The 14,560-nt window shown below is 62.6% G+C and carries 15 protein-coding genes and 1 riboswitch; of the genes, 10 read left to right on the forward strand and 5 right to left on the reverse strand.

The features are described 5' to 3' along the window. Positions 1 to 1,884, reverse strand: a complete 1,884-nt coding sequence (locus tag Q8L50_RS07050) for a TonB-dependent receptor domain-containing protein (RefSeq protein ID WP_305347954.1) — start codon at positions 1,882 to 1,884, stop codon at positions 1 to 3. 80 nt (positions 1,885 to 1,964) lie between these two features. Continuing rightward, positions 1,965 to 2,253: riboswitch (cobalamin riboswitch) on the reverse strand. Between the two features lie 36 nt (positions 2,254 to 2,289). Between Q8L50_RS07050 and Q8L50_RS07055 the strand changes: the two genes are divergently transcribed. From Q8L50_RS07055 to Q8L50_RS07065, 3 genes are all read left to right on the forward strand, one after another. Further along, positions 2,290 to 2,550 (forward strand): cell division protein ZapB, encoded by a 261-nt coding sequence (locus Q8L50_RS07055; protein WP_305347955.1) that lies wholly within the window; start codon positions 2,290 to 2,292, stop codon positions 2,548 to 2,550. Continuing rightward, positions 2,547 to 2,921 (forward strand): cell division protein ZapA, encoded by a 375-nt coding sequence (locus tag Q8L50_RS07060; protein WP_305347956.1) that lies wholly within the window; start codon positions 2,547 to 2,549, stop codon positions 2,919 to 2,921. Before Q8L50_RS07055 ends, Q8L50_RS07060 begins: the two co-directional genes overlap by 4 nt. Positions 2,922 to 3,241: 320 nt before the next feature. After that, a complete protein-coding gene (locus Q8L50_RS07065; protein ID WP_305347957.1) occupies positions 3,242 to 4,060 on the forward strand; it encodes a sulfite exporter TauE/SafE family protein in 819 nt (272 codons plus the stop codon). Positions 4,061 to 4,078: 18 nt separating this feature from the next. Here the strand turns inward: Q8L50_RS07065 and Q8L50_RS07070 are convergent, their stop codons facing one another. Both Q8L50_RS07070 and rraA read right to left on the reverse strand, forming a co-directional pair. Beyond that, on the reverse strand, positions 4,079 to 4,423 hold the full coding sequence (locus Q8L50_RS07070) for an antibiotic biosynthesis monooxygenase (RefSeq protein ID WP_305347958.1): 345 nt from the start codon (positions 4,421 to 4,423) through the stop codon (positions 4,079 to 4,081). Positions 4,424 to 4,799: 376 nt separating this feature from the next. Then, positions 4,800 to 5,339 (reverse strand): ribonuclease E activity regulator RraA, encoded by a 540-nt coding sequence (gene rraA, locus Q8L50_RS07075; RefSeq protein ID WP_305347959.1) that lies wholly within the window; start codon positions 5,337 to 5,339, stop codon positions 4,800 to 4,802. Between the two features lie 402 nt (positions 5,340 to 5,741). On the opposite strand from rraA, the gene Q8L50_RS07080 reads away from it, so the two are divergent. Continuing rightward, the gene (locus tag Q8L50_RS07080) at positions 5,742 to 6,194 is read left to right on the forward strand and encodes an SWIB/MDM2 domain-containing protein (protein ID WP_293594691.1); all 453 of its coding nucleotides are present in this window, start codon (positions 5,742 to 5,744) and stop codon (positions 6,192 to 6,194) included. A 124-nt stretch (positions 6,195 to 6,318) separates the two neighbouring features. On the opposite strand, the gene Q8L50_RS07085 is transcribed toward Q8L50_RS07080, so the two are convergent. Both Q8L50_RS07085 and Q8L50_RS07090 read right to left on the reverse strand, forming a co-directional pair. Further along, positions 6,319 to 8,022, reverse strand: a complete 1,704-nt coding sequence (locus Q8L50_RS07085; RefSeq protein ID WP_305347960.1) for a thiamine pyrophosphate-binding protein — start codon at positions 8,020 to 8,022, stop codon at positions 6,319 to 6,321. Between the two features lie 104 nt (positions 8,023 to 8,126). Further along, entirely contained in the window at positions 8,127 to 8,435 is a 309-nt protein-coding gene (locus Q8L50_RS07090) for a hypothetical protein (RefSeq protein ID WP_305347961.1), read from the reverse strand. Positions 8,436 to 8,587: 152 nt separating this feature from the next. On the opposite strand from Q8L50_RS07090, the gene Q8L50_RS07095 reads away from it, so the two are divergent. The 6 genes from Q8L50_RS07095 to Q8L50_RS07120 all read left to right on the forward strand — a co-directional run bounded on the left by Q8L50_RS07095 (position 8,588) and on the right by Q8L50_RS07120 (position 14,556). Then, positions 8,588 to 9,238: a TetR family transcriptional regulator gene (locus Q8L50_RS07095; protein ID WP_305347962.1), complete on the forward strand. Its 651-nt coding sequence runs from the start codon at positions 8,588 to 8,590 to the stop codon at positions 9,236 to 9,238. 80 nt (positions 9,239 to 9,318) lie between these two features. Next, a complete protein-coding gene (locus Q8L50_RS07100; RefSeq protein WP_305347963.1) occupies positions 9,319 to 10,326 on the forward strand; it encodes a tripartite tricarboxylate transporter substrate binding protein in 1,008 nt (335 codons plus the stop codon). 14 nt (positions 10,327 to 10,340) lie between these two features. Next, entirely contained in the window at positions 10,341 to 10,832 is a 492-nt protein-coding gene (locus Q8L50_RS07105; protein WP_305347964.1) for a tripartite tricarboxylate transporter TctB family protein, read from the forward strand. Between the two features lie 60 nt (positions 10,833 to 10,892). Continuing rightward, positions 10,893 to 12,380, forward strand: a complete 1,488-nt coding sequence (locus tag Q8L50_RS07110) for a tripartite tricarboxylate transporter permease (RefSeq protein ID WP_305347965.1) — start codon at positions 10,893 to 10,895, stop codon at positions 12,378 to 12,380. Then, the gene (locus tag Q8L50_RS07115; protein ID WP_305347966.1) at positions 12,377 to 13,207 is read left to right on the forward strand and encodes a sugar phosphate isomerase/epimerase; all 831 of its coding nucleotides are present in this window, start codon (positions 12,377 to 12,379) and stop codon (positions 13,205 to 13,207) included. Before Q8L50_RS07110 ends, Q8L50_RS07115 begins: the two co-directional genes overlap by 4 nt. After that, positions 13,204 to 14,556: an enolase C-terminal domain-like protein gene (locus Q8L50_RS07120; protein WP_305347967.1), complete on the forward strand. Its 1,353-nt coding sequence runs from the start codon at positions 13,204 to 13,206 to the stop codon at positions 14,554 to 14,556. The genes Q8L50_RS07115 and Q8L50_RS07120 overlap by 4 nt, the downstream gene beginning before the upstream one ends. Positions 14,557 to 14,560: the final 4 nt, after the last annotated feature.

Consider the following 14,560-nt stretch of genomic DNA (forward strand, 5'->3'; position numbering starts at 1 on the left):
TTACATCGCCCAGGACACGGACGCAAACACATTGCGGCCAGGCACCGAGAAGCCGTTGGCGAGCATGTACTGCTTGTCCGTCAGGTTGTTGATGCGGGCCAGCAAGGAGACGTTTTTCTGCACCTTCCAGGTCACGCCGGTATTGAGCACACCGTAGCCGGGGAGCGTATCGCGGCCTGCGCCCACCACCTTGGCATCCTCGCGATTGCTCGACAGCTTGAGCTCACCAAAGACACTGACATCGCCCATGCGGTGGGTGATGCGGGCATTCAGCACGTTCTGCGCGATACGCACCAGGCGCAAGTCATTGGAAGCCGGCACAGTCGAGTAAGAACGCGGGTCTGCGTAGTCGTAAGACAGCGAATAACTGGTCGCGCCAGACTGGACATCGGCGCTCAGGGTGACGCCGCGCAAGACAGCCAGCGAACTCTGCACATTGGTGGACGGGATGATGAAACCCTGGATATCGTTGTGGTAGGCCACCGCGCCCAACGCGACATTGCCCTGCTGGTATTTCAGGCCCACTTCGGTGGCCCGGTTGCGTTGCGGTACCAGCGCAGGATTGCCAAACCCCGGGAAGTACAGCTGGTTGAAGGTAGGCGCCTGAAAACTCGTGCCCACACTGGCCACGGCGCGCAGGCCGTCCACCAGGCGATAACCGGCGGAAAGTGCCCAGTTGTTGAAGCTGCCGAACTGGGAGTTCTTGTCGTTGCGGATCACGGCCAGCGCATTCCAGCGCTCACGGTTCAGCGCATACGACGCCAGCGCGCTGCGTACATCGCGCTGCTTGACCGTGTAGTTGGTGGTACTGTCCACCGCTTCAGAACGGTCCTCGAAGAGCACCGACAGCACATCCTTGCCCAGCGTGAAGTCGTTTTGCCAGGTCAGCTGCTGGCGGTTCGTATTGAACTGGCTGCTGCCGCCGAACCGTCCATCGGACACGCGGTAATACTCGCTGACCGATTCTTCGTCGCTGGTCCCCGCTGTGAGTGTGGATTTCCAGTGCGGCAGCCACTGCGCGTCCCACCGGAAGGTGGCGTTGTTGAGTTTTGGTTTGGCCCGCGCGTCTGAGGTGAGCCGGGTCAGGGCCAGCGGATTGGGCGTTGGCAAACCATCAAACTGGTATTCGGTATCGCTGTGCAGCAAGCTCAATGTCAGCGCATGTTCGCGGTTGATTTTGGCCGTGAGTTTGGCGTCCACACTGGCAGAGGTGAAGCCGTCTGCGTCCGGGCTGAAGCTGGTTGAGGCAGGGTTGGAAACAGAACTGATGCCCCGCGCTTTTTCGCGCGACACGCCCAGGCTGTAGCCAATCGCGCCGGTACTGCCGCGCACCGATGCATCCGCCTGCCGCTGGCCGGCTGAGCCAAACCCGGCACTGGCGCTGAGCGCAAGACCATCGGCGGGCTCTCGGGTAAAAATCTGGATCACGCCGCCCACGGCATCCGGCCCGTACAGCGCAGAAGCCGCACCGCGCAAAATTTCTATACGTTCTATTCGCGACAGCGGAAGGTTCTCAAACGACGCGCCGCCCGAAGTGGCTGAGCCCACCCGCACACCGTCTATCAGCACGATGGTTTGCGAGTTGCTGGCGCCGCGCAGGAAGATGCTCGAGTTCGAGCGGTAGCTGCCATTGCTGCCCATCTGAACGCCCGGTTGCTGCGCCAGAATGTCACGCAGCGACGACTGGCCCGCACGCTCCAGGGTCTCCCGGTCAATGATGGAAACGTCGGCAATCACATCGGTGACCGGCGTGGCCACACGCGAGGCGGTGACCACCGTCTCCTTGAGCTGCGGGGCCGCAGTGGATTGCGACAAGGCAGGAAAAGCCGCCGTCAGGGCAAGCGGGAGCACGGCAAGGCGTGCGCAAAAAACACAGGTTTTCATGGAAAAATACATTCAACAAAAGGCCCTCACCGGCTTCCCCGCCAGTGCATGAGCGTTACGATTGCGGCCTGTTGAAACAGACGTGCAACCACCTTGTTGGCCGGTATCCGGGCTGACGGAGCTGACCTCGTCGCCTTCCCAAGCGTGTGTTCAAACGCTCAGTGGCTAATGACGAGGGCTGAATGCACCCAAAGTTGAATTTCGGGAAGGCATTCGTCCGTTTTACCGTTGCGGGGGCAGCGCAGGTTAAAAAGTCACAGCGCTTTCGCACCGGATTGACCCGGTGCGGATGGCCAGGACTTCCTCCTGCTTCCCGTTGAACTGCGGCGTGTGAACCACACCGCGAGCACCAACAGGCAAGATTCTACGCGCCAAAAGCGTGCAAACCCTACAATTGGGCCTGCCATGGCCAACCCAACCCACATCGACCAGATCACCGAGCGCGTGGAGCGACTGCTGGTGCGCTACGAAGAGTTGCAGCGCACCAACGCGCTGCTCGATGAGCAGGTGCAGGTTTTGACACAAGAGCGCGACTCCCTGCGCTCACGCCTGAGCGCCGCGCGGGCCAGGGTCGATGCACTGCTTGAGCGGCTGCCCGATTCTTCCGCACCCATGATGGGCTCCGGCCAGTCCAACGGCAGAACAGCGGTGGGCTCTGACTCATGAAGCAGCTTGACGTACAGATCATGGGCCAGAGCTACCTGCTCGGTTGCCCCGAAGGCGGCGAGACACGTTTGCTGGAGGCAGTCGAAAAAGTCGATGCCGCCATGTGCAAGATCCGCGATGCCGGAAAAATCAAGGCGCGTGACCGCATCGCCGTGCTGGCCGCCCTGAACCTGGCGTTTGAGCTGTCCGAGCTGGAAGCCAATACGCTGAAAGACTCGCGCCACGCCGCAGCCAGCAGCCCGGCCCCGCTTGAGGCTGCGCCGCGAGCACGCGGTCCGGTCAGCGCTGCTGAAGCCCTGGCAGAGCCGCAATTGAGCGCGCTGCTGCAAAGGCTGGACAACGCCCTTGGGGTGGACGGCCGCCTGCTGTAAACAAACGCGCGCGGCGCGGCGTAAAGTCGCGCAGTTCATCAGCAAGAGCCGGCACAAGCGCCTACAATTAAACCGTCTGCGGTACGCACCGGGCTTTATATTTCCTTGTACCAATGCTCTTAGAGCACGGGCTTGGTAAATTGTCAGGCAGGCGTGATCGTCTCGCGTTAGACGAACCCGAAACCTGACTGCCCTCGCCCACCTGAACCCTGGTTCAGGATGACGGTCCGGTGGTATTCGCAGACACCTCTTTTTCATCACCCCGCCGCCGCTTTTTCAACCCGCTTGCCCCCCCTGCGAGCAGCCTCGCCACACGCCGCATGACCTTCGAACCCCTGCTTATCCTTGAACTTGCCCTGCTGGGCGTCGGCACCGGTTTTCTGGCGGGGTTGCTGGGCATAGGCGGGGGCATGCTGATGGTGCCTTTCATCACCATCATCATGGCGCAGCGAGGCGTGGCCCCGGACCTGGCGGTCAAGATGGCGATTGCCACCTCGATGGCCACCATCATCTTCACCTCGATCTCGAGCGTGCGTGCGCACCACCGGCGCGGCGCCGTGCGCTGGGACATCGTCAAACGCCTGGCACCGGGCATTGTGGTCGGCAGCATCATCGGCAGCCTGGGCGTGTTTGCGCTGCTCAAGGGCTCTTACCTGGCGATCTTTTTCGGGCTCTTCGTGAGCTTCTCCGCCACCCAGATGTTTCTGGACAAAAAACCCAAACCCACGCGCCAGATGCCGGGTGCAGCGGGTCAGTTTGCAGCCGGTGGCGTCATCGGTTTTCTGTCGGGGCTGGTAGGTGCTGGCGGCGGCTTTATCAGTGTGCCTTTCATGACCTGGTGCAATGTGGCGATCCACAGCGCGGTGGCCACATCTGCGGCACTGGGTTTTCCGATCGCCGTGGCCAATGTGCTCGGATATGTCGTCAGCGGCATGAATGTGCAGGACCTGCCTGCCGGCTCCTTCGGCTACATCTGGCTGCCGGCACTGGCGGTGATTGCCGTGTGCAGTTTCTTCACCGCGCCCCTGGGCGCCAAAGCCGCCCACAAGCTGCCAGTCGGCAGACTTAAACGTGTTTTTGCCAGCATTCTTTACGTGCTGGCGGCTTACATGCTCTGGAAGGGTCTGAGCAGCCTGTAAACCACCGGGGGCAGCCCGTCAGCCGTGTGCCTGGCGCGAGTCAGCCGGCGCCTCGTCCCGCTGCTTCAGGCCATAGTCGCGGATCACCTCGGCAATGCGCAGCCGGTAGTCCTTGAACATGGTGGACCGTCCCGCCGCCTGCGCAGCGCGGTGCGCCTCCAGGTTGCGCCAGGCCTGCAGACAGGACTCATCGCGCCAGAACTGCAGCGACAGCAGCTTGTCGGGCTCAGTCAGGCTCTGGAAGCGCTCAATGGAGATAAAGCCGTCCATCTTCAGCAGCTCGGTCTTGAGCTCGGCCGCCCAATTGAGGTAACCCTCGCGGTGGGCCGGGTCCGGCCAGACTTCAAAAATCACGGAGACCATGGTGTTTTCCTTTCTTGGTTTTCAGTTTTCAACTACCGGAATACGTGCGTTGGACAAGGGCCTGAAACTACTCTGCCGCCCGAAGCAAGCGTCAAATCGGCCTGTAGCCCTGGCGGCCCCAAGTCCGAAGGGCAACACCTGACGGCAAAGCCGGTAAGGTCAGCGCATGAAAGCACAAGCAAAGTACCAGCAGCTTGGAATTGAAGATCGCAGGGACCACCTGGGCGGTGCACTGGGCGAGGCGCTGGCCCGGCACTTCACCCAGCAAGGCTGGATCACCCGCAAAAAACATCTGCGTGTGGTGCCGATCACCGGCGGGGGCAGCGCGCAGTTCAAACGCCTGGGGATCCAGCTGCCGGGTTGCGCAACGCCCGCGTCAGGCCTGCAGCGGCGCCGGCATCACGAGGATGCCATCTTCATCGGCATACAGCCAGTCGCCCGGATAGACCCACACGCCCTGGATCTGCACCGCCACGTCGCGCTGGCCTTCACCGCGTTTTTCGGTCGGTAGCGGCATCGCGGCGAGCGCGCGTATGCCGACCTGGCACTGCGCCAGCTCGGCCACGTCACGCACACAGCCATCAATCACCACGCCGGCCCAGCCGTTTTTGGCGGCTGCTGCGCCCAGGTTGCCGCCCAGCAGCGCGCGCCGCAGCGAGGCGCCACCATCAACCACCAGCACCGCTGGCACACGCCCTGCGGGCGTTTCAAGCAGCCCGCTGCCATCCACCGCCGCCTTGACCAGCGAGTTGTCCTCAAAACATTTGACGGTGACCACGGGGCCGCAGAAGCGGGCGACCGCGCCAAACGGCTTGAAGACCGGGGGCAAGACACGGAAACGGCCTGAGCTGTCGTTTTTATGGGTGTCGCACAAGTCGCAGGTGGCAAAGGGCGCAGCAGGCGTCGGGGGGGTCATGGTCGGGGTTCCTTCAGAGAGCGGGGGGCACAAAAGCAATCGCTTGAAAAGTACCTGCAAGGATAACCCGGCGGCAACGCGTCACAGGCCAAATGCTGTGTGGTGGCGCGGTGTTAAGCCCGCTTCCTCGGGTGCTGGGTGAGCACGCGCGCAGCGGCGCAGCCAGCAATGGGCGGCGCATTTTCTCTCCTGTGCAAGCGCTCGCCACTGCGCTTCACCGACTCAGCGCCGGGCCGCAAGCGCTGCGATTTCCATCTCCCAGAGGGAAATCTGCAACATCCAGACCCAAAAAAATTGCATTTTCCCTATGAAACAGCTGTTTTCTCCAGTAGCATCCGCAGTGCCAGTGAAGAGTAGTTATCTGCATTGGTGATTTATCAACTTCTAGAAGGAAAATCAATCATGGCAACTGCAAAAAAAGCACCGGCTAAAAAAGCAGCCGCAAAAAAGGCTGCACCGGCAAAGAAAGTAGCTGCGAAGAAGGCAGCTCCAGCAAAGAAAGCCCCTGCGAAAAAAGCACCGGCTAAAAAAGTAGTGGCGAAGAAAGCCCCTGCAAAAAAAGTAGTGGCGAAGAAAGCTCCTGCGAAAAAAGCGCCCGCCAAAAAGCGTACGCCCAACGCAGCGTTCATGAAGCCACTGACATTGAGCCCTGCCCTGTCGGCCGTGGTTGGCGCTGCTGCGCTGCCCCGCACCGAGATCGTGCGCAAACTCTGGGTCTACATCAAGGCCAAGGGTCTGCAGGACAAGATCAACAAGCGCATGGTCAATGCCGACGAAAAACTGCGTGCCGTTTTCGGCAAGGCGCAGGTGTCGATGTTCGAGATGGCTGGCCTGATCGGCAAGCACGTCAAGTAAACGTCGCGAAGGACTTGCTCCGCGTTCGCGCGGAACAAGACCGGTAGAAGGGCCACGCAAGTGGCCCTTTTTTTATGTCTGTTGATAAAAGCGGGTGCAGCCCCCGACTCGCAAGCGCCGACCGCTACTTTTTCTGCAGCGCAGTGTTCGTGATGCCCGACAGCGTGCCGCGGGTGCTGATGACCTCCGGGTCCAGCATTATTTCGATCAGCGCCCCTTCCTTGCCCTGCAGCGCCTGCCGCAGCACGGCTTCAAACTCTTCGGTGTGGGTGATGCGGTTGGCGGTGTAGCCATAGGCGCGCGCCAGCGCGCAGAAATCAGGGTTCTGCAAATTCGAGCCGCTGACATGGCGCGGGTACTCGCGCTCCTGGTGCATACGAATGGTGCCGTACATGCCGTTGTTGAGCAGCAAGATGATGCTTTTGGCGCCGTGCTGCACGGCAGTGGCCAGTTCCTGGCCGTTCATCAAAAAGTCACCGTCGCCGGCAATCGTGAAGGCGGTACGGCCCGACACGATGTTCGCTGCAATACCGGCCGGCACCCCGTAACCCATGGCGCCCACGGTGGGCGCCAGCTGCGTCTTCAGGCCCTTGACCAGCCCGTGGTGCTGGAAGAAGCGGTGCACCCAGCTCGCAAAGTTGCCGGCGCCATTGGTCAGCACCGCGTCCGCTGGCAGCAGTTTTTTCAGCGTCGCCACGATGGCTGGCATGTCTATGCTGCCCGGCAGCACCACGCCGCCGTTGGCCGGGTCGATGTTGGCCAGGTAGTCTGCGTTGGCCGACTCGGCCCAGGCCAGCCAGGACACGGTCACCGGCGCGGTCAGCACCTCCAGCGAACGCGCTGCCGCGTTCATCGTTGCATTGATGGCCAGGTCGGCCTGGAACACGCGGTTCAACTCTTCGGCACTGGCATGGATGTGTACCAGCTTCTGCCTGGGCCGCGGCGCCTCGATCAGGGTGTAGCCGCCAGTGGTCATCTCACCGAGGCGCGGGCCGATGGCCAGGATCAGGTCGGCCTGCTTGACGCGTGCCGCGAGTTTCGGGTTCAGGCCAATGCCGACATCACCCGCGTACAGCGGGTGGTGGTTGTCAAAGGTGTCCTGGAAACGAAAGGCATTGCCGACCGGCAGCGACCAGTTCTCGGCAAATCGCTGCAGCGCCTGGGCCGCCTGCGGCGTCCAGCCGCCACCGCCGGCAATCACCAGCGGCCGCTCGGACTGCAGCAGCATCTCACGCAGCCGGCGCAATGAGCCGGGGTCGCTCCAGGCCTCCACCGCCTCCACGCGCGGCAGCGGCTCCAGGTCCACCATCTGCGTGAGCATGTCTTCCGGCAGCACCAGCACCACAGGGCCGGGGCGTCCGTTCATGGCGGTCGCAAATGCACGCGCCACGTATTCGGGGATGCGCCGCGCATCGTCGATGCGCTCTACCCGTTTGGCCATGCCTTTGGTGGACGGGCCAAAGAAGCTACTGTAGTCCACCTCCTGGAAAGCCTCACGGTCGCGGGTGTCGCTGGCGACGTCGCCGACGAACAGAATCATCGGCGTGGAATCCTGGAAAGCCGTGTGAACGCCGATGGAGGCGTTGGTGGCGCCGGGGCCACGTGTCACAAAACAGATGCCGGGCCGACCAGTCAGCTTGCCGTGGGCCTCGGCCATGAAGGCGGCGCCGCCCTCTTGACGGTTGATGATGAAGCGGATCTGGTCGTGATAGGCATGAAAGCCGTCGAGCACCGCCAGATAACTTTCACCGGGGACACCAAAGGCATGGGTAACGCCCTGGGCCACAAGGCATTGAACAAGAAGATGGCCAGCAAGTTGTTGAGTCATCTGGCTATTGTGCCGCTGGAACAGGGCCCCACGTTTGCTCACCGGGTCTAGCGTTGCGCCCGCTTGTTGCGCGGCGTGCTCCGCATCTCTGAGAGGACGCGAAACTATTCAGGGGTCTTGTTGTCGCCGTCCGCGCCACCTGCCTCCAGCGCCTGCCGGGCCAGCTCTTCGTCACTCAGCGGCGCTGCGTTTTCCAGCGCATTGAGCTCTTCCAGAAATTCCGGCGTGGGCTCTTCGTGCTCCAGCAGCACTTCCTCGAGTTTTTGCCGTCCGGTCTCGACGTGCACTGATGGAGAATGCAGCTCGGTCGGCGGAACCGGAAATTTTTCACCGAGTTCGAATTTCAGCGCCTCGGCCTGCGCATCTACCCAGTTTGCAAAGTCGCCATCTTTGGGAGTGTCTGAATTGTTCATGCCTGATTCCTTGCAGTTCGGCACTGGCGCGATTGGCCTGTGCATGCTTCATTATGGAGGGGCGCCCGCCACAGCGGTAGGGTTGGGTCGCCGGTTTTCAGAACGTTTCGGCACATCTTGCGTTAATTCACCAAACAGTTAAATTACCGACCATGTCAACCGCCAAAAAGAAACCCGCCGAACCCCGGTCCCGCGATGCCGACCGCTCGCAACTGGCCATTTTGCTGGCCGCGCGCGACGAGTTTGCGCAACACGGCCTGGGTGGCGCGCGCATGGACCGCATCGCAGAACGGGCCGCCCTGAACAAGCGCCTGATCTACTACTACTTCACCAGCAAGGACGAGCTGTTTCTGGCGGTGCTGGAACAGGCTTACGCCGACATCCGTGCGGCCGAGACGCAACTGCACCTGCGCGACATGGCGCCTGCGCAAGCCATACGCCGGCTCACCGAATTCACCTGGGATTACTACATTGCCCACCCCGAGTTCCTGACACTGCTCAACAGTGAAAACCTGCACCAGGGCAGGCATCTGGCCATGTCCGGGCGGGTACAAGAAATGAACTCGCCGCTGGTCCAGACACTGGCCGAAATTCTTGAACGCGGCCGCGCCGACGGGCTTTTTCGCGGCGGCATAGACCCGGTGCAGCTCTACGTCTCGATTGCCGGACTTTCCTACTTTTACCTTTCCAACAATTCGACCCTCTCGGCCATCTTCGGGCGCGACCTGATGGGGCCCAAGGCCCTGAACGAGCGACTCTCGCACATGTGTGATGTGATCCTAGGGTATGTCCTTAGAAACTGAAAGGCCGGCTTGATTGACCCCTGCACGGGCGTTTTCTACAATTCACCCTTTAGTGAATTATTAACGAAGGAGACGTCTGCATGAAATCTGCCCTGTCCACCCGCGGTCTGCTGATTGCGGGACTGCTGTCCATCACTGCCACGGGCGCCCTCGCCCAGTGGAAACCCACCAAACCCATCACACTGATCGTGCCCTGGGCGCCAGGGGGCTCTACCGACCAGGTCAGCCGCGTGACCGCGGCCGAACTGGAGAAGTTCCTGGGACAGAAAATTGTGATCATGAACCAGCCCGGCGCTTCCGGCTCGGTAGGTACCAAAAACGCGATGGAAGCCCCAAGGGACGGCTACACCTGGACAGCGGGCGGCGCCAAAGACCTCGGCACCTACAAAGTGCTGGGTATGCTGGACACATCGGCCCGGGACTGGAATCTCTATCTCAACGTGGCACACATCGCCGTGGTCGGGGTCAATGCGGATACGCCTTACAAAACGATGCCCGAGCTGCTGGCCGCCATGAAAGAAAAGCCCGGCGCCATTTCTGTCGCCACAGCCGGGGTCAATTCCAGCGGGCATTCGGCGATTGAATCGATTGCCCGCGCAGCGGGTGTGACTTACAAACATGTGACCTACGATGGCGGTGCGCCTGCTGCTGTTGCAGCCGCATCCGGCGAGACCCAGGTGACCACCCAGCTCGCGGCAGAACAGACCGACATGATCCGCGCCAAAAAGATCCGTCCGCTGGCGGTGGTGGGCGACAAGTCGATTGAAATCGAGGGTTACGGCACCATTCCGCCGCTGTCTCAGTTCATCCCCGGCTACAAGGACCCGATCAACTACTTTGGCATTTTTGTACCCAAGGGCGCACCGCCGGAAGTGGCGCAGACGCTGGACAAAATCTGGGCCACCGAGATGGTCAAAAATGAAGCGCTGAAAAAGTACGCGCAAGCACGCGGCGCCATGTTTGCGCCCATGGCCGGGGAAGACGCGCAGAAGGCGGTGTTTCCGGCGATCCAGTCTTACGCCTGGACGCAGCAAGCTGCCGGCAAAGCCAAGGTGTCGCCTGACACCATCGGCATTCCGAAACCCTGAGCACCCGGCACCCCATGACTGAGGGCGTCAATACCGCCCGCTCCGATCTGTGGGGTGGAGCGGGCTGGGTCGGGTTTGGCCTGTTGATTGTGGTGGAGTCGCTGCGCATGGACCGCTTCAAGGCCATGGGGGCAGAGCTTTACACCATGCCGGGTTTTGTGCCCGGCATGATAGGCGGTGTACTGATGCTGCTGGGCGCCATCCTCATGCTGCGCGGCTGGCGCCGCGGCAGCGTGCCACACACCGAGGTCGAGCCTGCAGGGCTGCTGCTCAACCGCCGGGTCATAGCGACGCTGCTGCTCACGCTGGTGTACGCCACCGGCCTGATCGGACGCCTGCCCTTCTGGCTGGCGACTGCGCTGTTTGTGGCCGCCTTTGTCGGCTATTTCGCCCCGCCGGAGAAAACGCCAGCCCGGCGCCTGATGGCCGCCGTGCTGGCCGGCGCCCTGACCGCATTGATCGTGACGCTGGTTTTCCAGTACGTCTTCCTGGTCCGCCTTCCATGAAACAAAACCAAATGAACAAGCGCCAACCCGTGCGTTTCGCAGTCACGCGGAGACACGGGCATGTTTGACGGCCTGATCCTGTTTGGCGAGTCCATCCTGCGCTTCAGCACGCCTGAGGCCATCTTCTACGCCCTGCTGTCGTCGCTGGTCGGCGTCATCATGGGCGCCCTGCCCGGACTCACGGCAACGATGGCGCTGGCGCTGATGACCACGCTGACGCTCAAACTGCCGCCCAGTGAGGCATTGCTGATCCTGATTTGTACCTACGTCGGTTCGATCTACGGCGGGTCGCGCTCAGCCATCTTGTTGAACATCCCGGGCACGCCCGCGTCTGCTGCGTCATGCCTGGACGGCTACGCCCTGGCGCGGCAAGGCATGGCAGGCCGCGCCATGGGTATTGCCACCTCGGGTTCTGTCCTTGGCACGCTGATTGGCATGGTTTTTCTGGCCGGTTTCACGCCCATTCTCGGCGGCCTGGCCCTGAAGTTTGGCGCCTACGAGTTTTTCTGGCTGGCCCTGTTCGGCGTCATCATTGCCGGTACGCTGACCGGCGATGACCCGCTCAAAGGCTGGATCGCCGGCATTGCAGGCCTGTTTATCGCCGGCATTGGCCAGGAGCCACAGTACGCCTATGAACGGTTTGCATGGGGCATACGCGATCTGGCTGGGGGTATCCAGCTGGTGCCTGCGCTGGTCGGTGCGTTCGGCTTTGCCGAGCTGCTGACCGCCATCAAGCAGCGCCAGCAGCCGGTGAAGATCAGCCGCTTCGACACCGTCATTCCCAAGTTGCGCGACATCACGAAATACTGGCGCACCATCCTGCGCTCGGGCCTGATCGGTACCGGCGTCGGCATTGTGCCGGGCGTGGGTGAAGACGTGGCGGCCTGGTCGTCTTACGCCGCCGCCAAACGCGCCAGCAAGGAACAGGAGATGTTTGGCAAAGGCTCTATCGAGGGCCTGATGGCCGCCGAAACCGGTGACAACGCCTGCGTCCCGGGCGCGATGATTCCGGTGCTCACGCTCGCCATTCCAGGCTCGGCCCCTGCGGCCGTGCTGATGGCCGCCATGATCATCCACGGCGTCAAGCCGGGCCCGCTGATCATGGTGGAGAACCCTCAATTTGTGTACGACGTGGTGGCCATGATGCTGTTTGCCACCGTTGGTATCCTGATCTACGGCCTGGTGCTGACCAAGGCACTGGTGCAGGTGCTGCGTGTGCCCCAGCATCTGATAGTGCCGATTATTTTTGTGCTTTGTGCGGTTGGCAGCTTTGCCATTTCAGGCCGGCTGTTTGACGTGTATGTGATGCTGGTCTTCGGCATCATCGGATTTTTTCTGCGTGGTTTTGGCTACCCGATGGCGCCGCTGGTGCTGGGCATTGTGCTGGGCGACCTGCTGGAAAAAAACCTGCGCCGTGCGTTGATCCTGTCCGATGGCAGCTTGGCCCCCTTCTTCACACGACCGATCTCTGGCGCGGTAGCAGCGCTGATCTTCGGCACCATAGGCTGGAAGCTCTACAGCCTGTATGGCCGCAAGAAGACCGCATGAAACTCGCACTCTGCAACGAAGTTCTGCACCCCCTGCCCTTTGCCCGGCAGTGCGCGCTGGCAGCTTCTTACGGCTACACCGGCCTGGAGCTGGCGCCTTTTACACTCGCCGACGACCCCCAAACCCTGAATGCAGACGCCGCCCGCCACTACCGCATGACGGCGCACAGCCACGGCCTGGGGATCTCCAGCCTGCACTGGCTGCTGGTCAAGCCCGATGGCTTGTCGCTGGTCATCGCGGACGCCGCCGTGCGGCAGCAAACCCTGTCACTGCTCAAACGCCTGATCGATTTTGCGACTGCCTGCGGCGCTGCCGTGCTGGTGCATGGCTCCCCCAGGCAGCGTTCACCCCTGCCCGGCCAGAGCCTTGCCGACGCCACCGAACGCCTGCACGACGCGCTGGCCGAACTCGCGCCCCACGCCGCAGCGGCGGGCGTGGTGTATTGCCTGGAGCCGCTGTCGCCTGCAGAAACACCGGTGATCAACACCGTGGCACAGGCTGCCGCCCTGGTTGACCGCATCGGCTCGCCAGCCCTGCGCACCATGCTCGATGTGAGCGCCGCGTCGCAGGCCGAAAGTGCACCGGTGCACCAGGTGCTGGCGCGGTACCTGGCCAGCGGTCACATTGCGCACGTGCAGCTCAACGACAAAAACCGCCGTGGCCCAGGCCAGGGTGACACGCCGCAACAACCAGTGCTGCAGGTGCTTAAAACCGCCGGCTACACCGGCTGGATGGCGGTCGAACCCTTTGACTACCAGGGCGACGGTCCCGGCTGCGCAGAATTCAGCGCCCGCCATGTGAAGGACATCTGGAGCGCACTGGCATGAGCGCTGTGACCGTCCGCTCCATTGCGCTGTTTGAACGGCCTGTGACCTTGCGCCTGCCTTTCCGTTTTGGTGCAGCCACCGTCACCCGTTGCCCGCAGGCCTTTGTGCGCGTCGAACTTGACATCGGAGGCCGGACTTTCGAAGGCGGCAGCGCCGAACTCATGGTGCCCAAGTGGTTCGACAAATCCCCCGACCTCACCCATGAGCAGAATTTCGAACAACTGCGCGAGGCCCTGCGCACCGCACGCGACGCCTATGCCGGTGCCGACGGCGGCCAGAGCCCGCATGGGTTGTCCCAGTCGGCAGGTGCTGCGGCCATCGCGACGGCGGTGGCGCGCGGCTTGCCTCGGCTGGCAGCGCAGTTTGGGCCGGCCCTGCTGGACAAGGCCATCGCCGACGCGGCCCTGCGCTGCGCCGGCCTGTCCTGGGTAGACGGTCTGCGCGCCGGCGTACTCGGCGACCCGTGGTCGCCCATTCTGGCGCTGGTCAAGCCGCGCGCCGTCACCTTGCGCCACACCGTCGGCCTGGCCGACCGCCTGACCGCCGCCGATGCAGGCACGGACCCCAACGACGGCCTGCCGGCCACGCTGGAAGCCGCCATCGCGGCTTATGGCCTGCACCATTTCAAACTCAAGCTGTCGGGCCGCCCGGACGCGGACATGGACCGTCTCTCGCAGATTGCCGCCGTGCTCGATGCGCGGGCAGCTGACTACCGCGTCACGCTGGACGGCAACGAAACCTTTGCCGATGCCGAGGCGCTGGGCGCCTTCTGGCCGACGCTGAAGCAGGCGCCGCAACTGGCCGGCCTGCTGCGCCGCACCCTGCTGCTCGAACAGCCACTGGCACGCCGTGTTGCGCTGGACCAGTCCATTGCCGGGCTGGGCATCGACGTGCCTGTGATCCTCGACGAATCCGACGACCAGGCCGAGGTGCTGGAACGCGGCATCGCGCTGGGTTATCGCGGCATTTCGAGCAAGGCCTGCAAGGGCATTTACCGCTCACTGGCCAATGCAGCGCGCATCGCCCAGGAGCCGCAGCGCCTGCTGCTGTCAGGCGAGGACCTGACCTGCCAGGCCGGGCTGGCTGTGCAACAGGACACCGTGCTGGCCGCCTGCCTGGGCGTGACACACATCGAGCGCAACGGCCATCACTATGTGGACGGTTTCGGTATCGCGCCCGATGCAGAAGCGCAGGCCTTTGCCAAAGCGCACCCCGGTTTTTACGACAGCCACGCCGGCCGCCCGCACCTGGCCGTGCATGGCGGCGAGCTGGACCTGTCATCGCTGCACGTTCCCGGCTTTGCCAGCGCTGCGATGCCACGATGGGACAGCCTGAAAGCCATTTCCTGATTCA

It is taken from the genome of Polaromonas sp., from assembly GCF_030680935.1.
Lineage (GTDB): Bacteria > Pseudomonadota > Gammaproteobacteria > Burkholderiales > Burkholderiaceae_C > Polaromonas.

Bases quoted from the DNA above. Each gene is read 5' to 3' on its own strand.
- Q8L50_RS07050 (WP_305347954.1), bottom strand. From the start codon at position 1,884: ATGAAAACCTGTGTTTTTTGCGCACGCCTTGCCGTGCTCCCGCTTGCC.
- Q8L50_RS07055 (WP_305347955.1), top strand. From the start codon at position 2,290: ATGGCCAACCCAACCCACATCGACCAGATCACCGAGCGCGTGGAGCGA.
- Q8L50_RS07060 (WP_305347956.1), top strand. From the start codon at position 2,547: ATGAAGCAGCTTGACGTACAGATCATGGGCCAGAGCTACCTGCTCGGT.
- Q8L50_RS07065 (WP_305347957.1), top strand. From the start codon at position 3,242: ATGACCTTCGAACCCCTGCTTATCCTTGAACTTGCCCTGCTGGGCGTC.
- Q8L50_RS07070 (WP_305347958.1), bottom strand. From the start codon at position 4,423: ATGGTCTCCGTGATTTTTGAAGTCTGGCCGGACCCGGCCCACCGCGAG.
- rraA (WP_305347959.1), bottom strand. From the start codon at position 5,339: ATGACCCCCCCGACGCCTGCTGCGCCCTTTGCCACCTGCGACTTGTGC.
- Q8L50_RS07080 (WP_293594691.1), top strand. From the start codon at position 5,742: ATGGCAACTGCAAAAAAAGCACCGGCTAAAAAAGCAGCCGCAAAAAAG.
- Q8L50_RS07085 (WP_305347960.1), bottom strand. From the start codon at position 8,022: ATGACTCAACAACTTGCTGGCCATCTTCTTGTTCAATGCCTTGTGGCC.
- Q8L50_RS07090 (WP_305347961.1), bottom strand. From the start codon at position 8,435: ATGAACAATTCAGACACTCCCAAAGATGGCGACTTTGCAAACTGGGTA.
- Q8L50_RS07095 (WP_305347962.1), top strand. From the start codon at position 8,588: ATGTCAACCGCCAAAAAGAAACCCGCCGAACCCCGGTCCCGCGATGCC.
- Q8L50_RS07100 (WP_305347963.1), top strand. From the start codon at position 9,319: ATGAAATCTGCCCTGTCCACCCGCGGTCTGCTGATTGCGGGACTGCTG.
- Q8L50_RS07105 (WP_305347964.1), top strand. From the start codon at position 10,341: ATGACTGAGGGCGTCAATACCGCCCGCTCCGATCTGTGGGGTGGAGCG.
- Q8L50_RS07110 (WP_305347965.1), top strand. From the start codon at position 10,893: ATGTTTGACGGCCTGATCCTGTTTGGCGAGTCCATCCTGCGCTTCAGC.
- Q8L50_RS07115 (WP_305347966.1), top strand. From the start codon at position 12,377: ATGAAACTCGCACTCTGCAACGAAGTTCTGCACCCCCTGCCCTTTGCC.
- Q8L50_RS07120 (WP_305347967.1), top strand. From the start codon at position 13,204: ATGAGCGCTGTGACCGTCCGCTCCATTGCGCTGTTTGAACGGCCTGTG.